The sequence below is a fragment of the Streptomyces sp. ST2-7A genome (assembly GCF_021390475.1).
In the GTDB taxonomy this organism is placed as follows: Bacteria; Actinomycetota; Actinomycetes; order Streptomycetales; family Streptomycetaceae; genus Streptomyces.
Map to the genome: position 1 here is coordinate 45,321 of NZ_JAJUWS010000046.1, position 7,872 is coordinate 53,192.

General features: G+C 69.4%; 7 protein-coding genes. 4 read left to right on the top strand and 3 right to left on the bottom strand.

The genetic code is table 11. From position 1 onward, the window contains the following. The first annotated feature begins 213 nt into the window (after window positions 1–213). Entirely contained in the window at window positions 214–3,792 is a 3,579-nt protein-coding gene (locus LZF96_RS22500) for an AAA family ATPase (RefSeq protein ID WP_233875941.1), read from the top strand. Between the two features lie 38 nt (window positions 3,793–3,830). Here LZF96_RS22500 and LZF96_RS22505 read toward each other — a convergent pair whose 3' ends face one another. Continuing rightward, entirely contained in the window at window positions 3,831–4,139 is a 309-nt protein-coding gene (locus LZF96_RS22505) for an NIPSNAP family protein (protein ID WP_233875943.1), read from the bottom strand. Between the two features lie 483 nt (window positions 4,140–4,622). Between LZF96_RS22505 and LZF96_RS22510 the strand changes: the two genes are divergently transcribed. The 3 genes from LZF96_RS22510 to LZF96_RS22520 all read left to right on the top strand — a co-directional run bounded on the left by LZF96_RS22510 (window position 4,623) and on the right by LZF96_RS22520 (window position 6,563). Continuing rightward, complete coding sequence (locus LZF96_RS22510) at window positions 4,623–4,826, top strand: hypothetical protein (RefSeq protein WP_233875945.1); 204 nt, start codon at window positions 4,623–4,625, stop codon at window positions 4,824–4,826. Window positions 4,827–5,081: 255 nt separating this feature from the next. Further along, complete coding sequence (locus tag LZF96_RS22515) at window positions 5,082–5,264, top strand: hypothetical protein (protein ID WP_233875947.1); 183 nt, start codon at window positions 5,082–5,084, stop codon at window positions 5,262–5,264. 720 nt (window positions 5,265–5,984) lie between these two features. Beyond that, the gene (locus LZF96_RS22520) at window positions 5,985–6,563 is read left to right on the top strand and encodes a hypothetical protein (RefSeq protein WP_233875949.1); all 579 of its coding nucleotides are present in this window, start codon (window positions 5,985–5,987) and stop codon (window positions 6,561–6,563) included. Between the two features lie 290 nt (window positions 6,564–6,853). Here the strand turns inward: LZF96_RS22520 and LZF96_RS22525 are convergent, their stop codons facing one another. Then, window positions 6,854–7,258, bottom strand: a complete 405-nt coding sequence (locus tag LZF96_RS22525) for a pyridoxamine 5'-phosphate oxidase family protein (RefSeq protein WP_233875951.1) — start codon at window positions 7,256–7,258, stop codon at window positions 6,854–6,856. A 40-nt stretch (window positions 7,259–7,298) separates the two neighbouring features. Continuing rightward, on the bottom strand, window positions 7,299–7,872 hold a 574-nt coding region (locus LZF96_RS22530; protein WP_233875953.1), incomplete at its 5' end, for a Uma2 family endonuclease.

Sequence of the window (7,872 nt, forward strand, 5' to 3'; positions counted from 1 at the left end):
CCGGCACCGCGCCCCACCCCTTTCGGGTGAACGTCGTGCGTTTCCCCGGCCTTTCGGAGGCCGGGGAGTCTCGCACCGGGGCCGTCAGGCGTCCTTGCGCAGGCCCCGGGGTTCCCCGATCATGGCTCGGCGGGCGTGAGCGGCGACGAAGGGGGACGGCGCGGTGGCAGCGCGGGGATCGATGACACGGAGCGCCTCGGGGGGCACACACCGATGAGACGGCGACAGCTCGAACTCGTTCTCCAGGCTCTACTGGTTCTGATCGCCGGAATGCTGGGAATCGTCACGAATTACGCCACCGGAACGGACGAACCTCCTCCGGCTCTCGACCTCTTACAGCGGGCTGCGGTCCCCGGTATCGGCGTGCTCATCATCCTGATGGTCGTTCTTCATATCGCGGCGCATCGACTGGGGCGTCCCGCTCCTCCGCCCCGGGTCTGGGATCGGGATCGGATTCCCTATCCGGGGTTGGACGCCTTCACCGAGGCGGAATCCGCTGTTTTCTTCGGTCGTGAGGGCCAGGTCGATGAACTTGTTCGCCGTCTGCACGGACAAGGAGGAGAAGCCGCCGACCGGTGCGTCACCCTGGTGGGAGCGTCGGGCAGCGGAAAGTCCTCGCTCGTCGGGGCCGGAGTGCTGCCCCGGTTGCGGCAACGTCGATGGATGATCCTGCACATTCCCGCGCCCGGCGCCGCCCCGCTGTCGGCTCTCGCGGCCCCGCTTGCCGAGGCGCTGGGGGAGGATCCCGGACGGGTACAGCGTCGGCTGCGTCGGGATACGGATGCCCTCGGAGAAGAACTGCGCCGATTTCGGGGTGATCGCAGGTTCAGGCGGGTCCTGCTGGTTGTCGACCAACTCGAGGAAACGATCACCCTGGCGAGCGAGAGGGAGAGGTCGCTCTTCCTCGACGCGCTACGAGTGGCCATGGAGGGGGACCCACGCCTGTGGGCTCTCTCCACCCTACGGATCGAGTTCCTCGGCCCGATGCTGGAAACATCCCATGCTCCCCTGTTTCGCACACCCGTGACAGTGGGGTCCCTGAGTCGAAGGCAACTGGTCCAAGCGGTGGAGGCTCCGGGGGCTCTGGTGGGGATGGGGTTCGCTCCCGGAATCGTGGACACGATCGTGGACGAGGTGGGCACCGGGGATGCCCTGCCACTGCTCGCATACCTTCTCCAGGAGTTGTACTACGCCGTCGGACCCGGAGGTGTGGTCACGGAAAACGACTATCGACGGTTGGGAGGGGTCGCCGGTGCCTTGTCACGTCAGGCCGATCAGACACTGGCCGAGCTGCGGACCATGCACGGCCTCACAGCGGTGTCGCGCGTCCTCCTGAAATGTGTGACGGTCGAGGGGCAGGATGTCACCCGGCGACGGGTGGCCCTTGCCGAGTTGTCCGCGGAAGAGCGGCGGATCGTCGACGCGTTCGTGGAGGCCCGTCTCCTGATCGTGGACACCGCTCCCGTGGGGGAAGAGGGCTCCGAGGAACGGGGAGCCGTGGTCCACGTCGCTCACGAGGCACTCTTTCGGCAGTGGCCCCCACTGCGCCAAGAGGTGGAGGCGAGTGCCGAAAGGCTGCGTAATCGTGCCGAGTTGGAACGCTGGGCGGACGATTGGCGGAGATCGGGCCGCAGCGATGACTACCTGCTCAGCGGGGACCGTCTCACCCTGGCGCAGCAGTGGTTGCTCGCGCTCGAGGAGACGGGCCAGGACTCCCCGCACACCCGTGCCCTCGTGGAGGAGTCCCGGCGTCGGGATCTCGCCTTTCTGCGAAGGGTGTCCGAGTCCGTGGGCCGCCATGTCCTGACCCGGGCGGATCGCTATCCGGAGCTGTCCGTTCTGTTGTCCCTGGCGGCCCTGTCGGAATGCACGCCCACTCCCGCCGCTGAGCGAGCGCTGATGACGTCTTTGAGCTTCAGTCATCTGCGCGAACAGGTCGCTTTCCACCACGACGCAGTCCGACAGGTGGTGTGGTCCTCGGACGGTGGACGGCTGGCCACCGCGTCAAGGGACGGATCCGTGGCTGTCCTGGAGGCCCGTTCGGGCCGTGTCCTGTCCACATACCAGGGGGACGGGGCCATGGTTGAATCTGTTGCCTGGTCCCCTGACGGGAGAAAGCTGGTCGTGGCCTCACGGGACCGAGCCCTCCGTGTCATCGACATCGAGGCCGGAACGCGCCACGTTCTGAGCGGTCTCACGGATTTCGGACGGGGGGTGGCCTGGTCTCCCGATGGCGATTGGATCGCGGCCACTTCCCGGGACCGGATGGTACGGGTCTGGAAGGCGACCTCCGGAAAGTTGGAGAGCGGGTTCGTCGGTCATACCGACGACGTGTGGGGGGTGGCCTGGTCTCCCAACGGACATCGTCTCGCCACGGCCTCACACGATCGCACGGTGATTGTTCGGGACGCGGTCTCCGGCATGGTCGTCTCCACCCTGCGGGGGCACACCGGGTTCGTCGAGGGGGTCGCCTGGTCCCCTGACGGCACCGAAATCGCCACGGCCTCCGGTGATCGGACCGTTCGGGTGTGGGAGGCCGACAGCGGACGCCAACGACTTCTGGTGCGCGGGCACTCGGATTATGTCTGGAACGTGGCCTGGTCTCCTGACGGCTCGATGTTGGCATCCTGTTCCTCGGACCGCACTGTTCGCATCTTCGATGCGAAAGACGCCGAACCGATCTCCGTGTTGAGCGGGCACGAAGACACCGTGTGGAGTGTCGCCTGGTCTCCCGATGGTGCCTGTTTGGCGACCGGTTCCGCCGACACGACGGTGCGAATCTGGGACCTGCGCCCACAGGGTGCGGAGACGACGCTCATGGATCATGGTCGGAGTGCGGTGAACCGTGCTGTCTGGTCACCCGACGGCCTGATGATGGCCACCGCCGGCGCGGACGGTGTTCTCGGAATTCGGGATTCCTTCGGCGGCGAGATCGGTTCCTCCCATCAGTTCGCGGACGAGATCACCGCACTTGCCTGGGGTCCGCCGGGGCGATCCGGAAGCCGGAACGAGTCGCTGCTCGTACTCGCTACCGGTGATGGCGCGGTTCGGGCTCTTCGCTCGAGCCGTCTTGTACCGGTTCTCGAAGTCGGATTCGACGAAGCGATCGAGGCGGTGGCCTGCGCACCCGATGGGAAGCGGATCGCCGTGGCCGGTCATGATGCCGTGATCAGGGTGTGCGATTCCCACACGAGCGCGGTGATCGCGCAGTTCAATGGTCACCAGGACTGGGTCGGAGCCCTGGACTGGTCTCCCGGGGGTAACGCGCTCGCGTCGGGTTCGGATGATCGGACCTGCCGCATCTGGGATCTGGACACCGGCGAGCAGCGAACCGTGCTGCGTGGACACGAGGGATATGTGGACGGAGTGGCCTGGTCCCCGGACGAGTCCCTGGTCGCCACGGCGTCGGCCGACCGAACCCTGGCCCTCTGGGACGCCAACACGGGCGTGAGAAGGAAAAAGCTGGTTGGACACGAGGCACGGGTGCGCTGCGTCGCGTGGTCCCCGGATGGAGAGTTCCTCGCCTCCGGAGCCGACGACGGGACCGTCCGGGTGTGGTCCCCGGCCGATCGGGACACGGCGCGGGTCATCGGGGTGCACAGGGGCGCGGTGATGTCGGTCGACTGGTCACCCGACGGCTCGGCAGTGCTGACGGCTTCTCGCGATGGCACGGCCCGGGTATGGGCCACCGCTCCGGACTTCCGGCGACTACAGGCCCGGGCCCGGGCCCGGGTGGCCCGGACACTTACCGAGGAGGAACGGCGACACCATATGCTGCCGCTTTCGGAATGAGGTGACCGACGCTCTCCCCGCCAGGTCCTACAGCCGCTTCAGAGGGCCGTCCCCACGGTTTCGACGTCGCGATCGTCGGTGCGGAGAAGGTAGTCCTCCGGGTCGAGCCCCATCGCCGCTCGCTCAGGGGAGGCCCAGTAACGGGCATTGCCCTCGGTGAGGGTTCCAGGGCCCGTGTAGATGAGGAGCCAGATGAAGAGATCGCGTTCCCGGTCGATCCAGGCTCCCCCCACTTCGAAGTTCAACTTCGATCGGAGGGGAACGATCTCCCGGCGCCACCGGTCCACCCACTCATCCATCAGTCCTTTCCGAACCGTGTAGGTCCTGAGTTGGGCGGGATGGGACATGACGCTCCTTCACGCGACGGGGGGACTCCGTCCACCGATCGGGCGGTTCGACCGGCCCGGTGGCCGGTCCCGTGTGTGGTCCGCCACTCCATCATGGTGCCCTCATCGGCCGGTTGGCCACCTTCGGAACGAAGCGGAGGGCGAGATCCCGCCGCGGTGCGCCCCGGCTCTTTCCCGTGGGAATCACTCCCGGAGACCTCGTGCCGCATCGCCCTCGGTGAGGGTTCCGGGGTGAGGGCCCCGCCTCCCGCCCCCACCCCAGGCCTCCTGCCGCCCGCTTGGGCCCTCGTCGCCCGCACGGGCCACACAGGAGTGGACGGGGAGGGGCGGGAGCCGGGGTCGACCCGCGCTTCGTGGCCGGTCCGACCATCGGGAGTGGTGACCGGGGCCTCGAACGGCTTCGCCCCTGTGGGATGTTCCCGATCAGCGGGGTCGATGGTGGGACCGTCGGATCCGGACGGCTGCAGGGTGGTGCCGCCCGCCGTGCAGTATGTGGACAAATCCGTTTCTTCAATGGATCTTCCGGAATTGGAACAGTGGTGCGTGCCGGGGCGATCCGGCCGGATTCCGGTCCGGCACATCTCGAAACCCTTTCCGAAAAATCATTCGGGAGCATTTATGCTGGAGTGGAAGCTGGACCGGCGTCTCACCGAGTTCGGGGAATTCGGTGAGAATAGCGAGGGCTGAACCACTGAGCCGGGGCAGCCCGTGCTGGCCACCCCCACCACCGTGCCGACGTTCGTCGCCGGCGTCACCCTGGCCGCCGGTGAGGTGCTCCGGTGAACCGGCCGGGCCCATCACCCTCCCCGCCACGCTCGGGCCTCTCCCCGACCCGCGGGAGGACACCGGGATTGGACTACGGCCCCGGCCGTACCGTCCGGGGCCGTCCGGGCACCACGACACCCGCCCGGGTTCGTCCGGGCCCACCACAGAAGGGACACCATGCGTGACCTCACCGGCTTCGTGAACCGGTCCACCGAGCTCGCCGGGATCGACACTCGGGACGAGCGGGGGCACCTGACCGGGGGCGCCTCGCCGGTCGCCTTCATGGCCGGCATCGCCTTCAGCGGCGCCATGGCGGTGGCGTACGAGGCCGGTCGCCGGGCCGGCCAGGTCATCCAGTGACGTCGAGCGCCGACTGACCGCCGCCCGGGCCCGGGCCGCCCGGCGCGCCGGCACCGCCCACCCGGTCCACGCCGCAGAGCCCCGACCGGGGGACTCCGTGCGGGTGACCGCGCCGGAACCGTCGACGGGTCGGCCGGAGGAATCATCCGATGGACCAACCCGGCGAACGCCGAGAATTCCCTTCGGTGGAGTACCTCCCGATTACCGGGTGGGGATCACGGAATTCCGCCGTGACCGGCTGTATTCCGTGTCCACTCGGCGAGGGTTTCCGCTTTCCCCTCGAGGTCCCGGGAATGTATTGTCCGCCTGTTTCCCGGGTGTCGTGGATTCGGTGTCGCCGGGTTTTCCCGAGGTTTGGAGCGGTGGCCCGTACGGCGTCCCGCGCGTGCCCGATCACACCGCTCGACCGGACGGTTTCCGTCGCGCACCACTCCGCCGTGCCCCGCCCGTTCACGCCCGTTTCCCCTCCCACGCCCCTCTCCTCACGCCCCGGAGGGCCTCATGAGCACCCCTCCCGACGGCCCATACGGCTGCCGCGTGCCCTGCGCCGATCGAGGGACGCACTGCTGGGCCCCGTGCTCGTGTCGCGGGAGCGCGCCATGGCCCTCTCCGAGTGGTTGACCGCCGCCACGTCGCTGACCTCCGGCCTCGAGCACCTCACCCGTCGTCGGCACACCCGTCCGGGTGGTCTCAACGACTGGGCCATCGCTCGCGACAACCATGCGCCGCGGCACCCGGTTCTGCGCAAGTTCCTTGACCTGGTCGCCGACGACCGCCCACCACCGGCCCGTACCTGGCCCGGGTCGCCGCCTCGGTCGGCCTGCTGCTGCCCGGTGGCGCCGGTGGCGCGGCGCCGCCCACCTCTTCCCGGGTCTCGGCAACGCCGCCCTCCACCCCCGCCACCGCTACGGTACCGACGGCGCCGACCAGGCCTCCACGCTCGTGCAGGGAGCCGTCGGGCCGGCCCGGCTCTTGAACGACCCGCGCACCCGCGACGCCCTGCTGTGGTACGTCGTGGCGCAGTCCGACCTGTCGTACCCGGTCTCCGGTTGGGTGAAGTCGCAGGGGAAGGGCCGGCGGTCCGGGGCGGCGCTCGGCGGCGTCATGCGCACCCGCACATACGGCCAGGAGGACGTCTGGCGGCTCACCACCCGGTACCCGCGCGCTGCCCACACCCTCGCCCACGGCGTGCCGGCCCTGGAGTGCCTCTTCCCCTCCTCTGCTCGCGGGGCGGGAAACCGGCGAAGCCGATCATCGGCGGCGCCACCGCCTTCCACGTCGCCAACGGCTTCGTCATGAGCCCGGGCCGTTTCGCGACCCCCTTCACCGCGATGCACCCGATGGTCGCCTACATCAGCACTCCACGCTCGCACGCGGCCGCCGCGGACCGGGACGACTGGATGCCCGGTGTCGCCGCGAGCGGGGGCGATGGCGAGCAGCCGAAACGGTTCGGACGTCGCGGGGCGGGCGAAATGGGCCGGGCGGGACGGACCCGGGATGGGGGATGTCCCGGGAGCGGCCCCGGTTCCCGGGGCGGCGGGCAGGCGGACGACCGCCCCGGCGCGATGGGCTCGCCGTCCGGCAAGGGATCAGGCGCGGCCCATGGCCCGGGTCAGGGCGATCTCGATGACGACGCGGTCGGGGTTCGGCTTCGGCTGTCGCTGGTACCGCTCCGCGTACCGGGCCACCGCGTCGGTCACCGCGGCCGGGTCCTCGTTGATCGTCGCCACGCCCTCCAGGGTCGCCCACCGGACACGGGCCACCTGGCAGAGGGCCGCTCGGGCGCCCCCGGGGCCGGCCGCCCGCACATGCGCGACCTTGCGGCTGTGCCGGTTGGTGATCACCCGGGCCAGCCCGGCCTCCGGGTCGTAGGTGGCCCCGACCGCCACCACGTGTGGGGTGCCGTCGGTGCGGACCGTGGTGAGGGTGCACAGGTGGTACTCCCGCCAGAACTCGAGATAGACGGGATCGGGGTTGCGCGGGTCGACGGCCATGCCCGGAAGGGTATCGGGACACCCCGTGAGGAAGAGCGCCTCAGGTGAGGTCGGTGGTGTCGAGGTCGAAGTCGAAGGGGGTGGGGAGGGTGAGGGGTTTGCCGAAGGGGACGGTGTGGGTGTGCCCGTAGTCGCCGGTGCGGGGTTCGGGGTCGGTGTGGAGGGTGAGGGTTTCGGTGCGGCGGTCGATGAGGAGGTAGAGGGGGATGGCGGCGCGGGCGTAGGCGAGGCGTTTGGTGGTGCGGTCGTGGTCGGGGCGACCGCTGGTGACCTCGGTGACCATGGTGATGCCGGTCGGGTCCATCCAGGGCGGGGCTCCCCGGAAGACCCGCAGCTCACGCGGGGCGAAGGTCGCGTCGGGCACGAAGCGGTTGCCGGGTGCTCCGCCATCCGCCCGCTCCAACAGGAGCCCCTTGTGTCCGGAGACGTCCATCTCCTCGGAGGAGCCGGCGAGCACCTGACGGATCAGGGTGCTGATGATGTCCTCGTGGTCGCCGTCCGGGGGTGGGGTCACGACGATCTGTCCCTCGATGAGCTCGGCCTTGAAGCCCTCGGGCACGGTGAGCGCCAGGAAGCCCTCTTCGAGGACCTCGTCCCGGGTCTGCGCGCGGTGG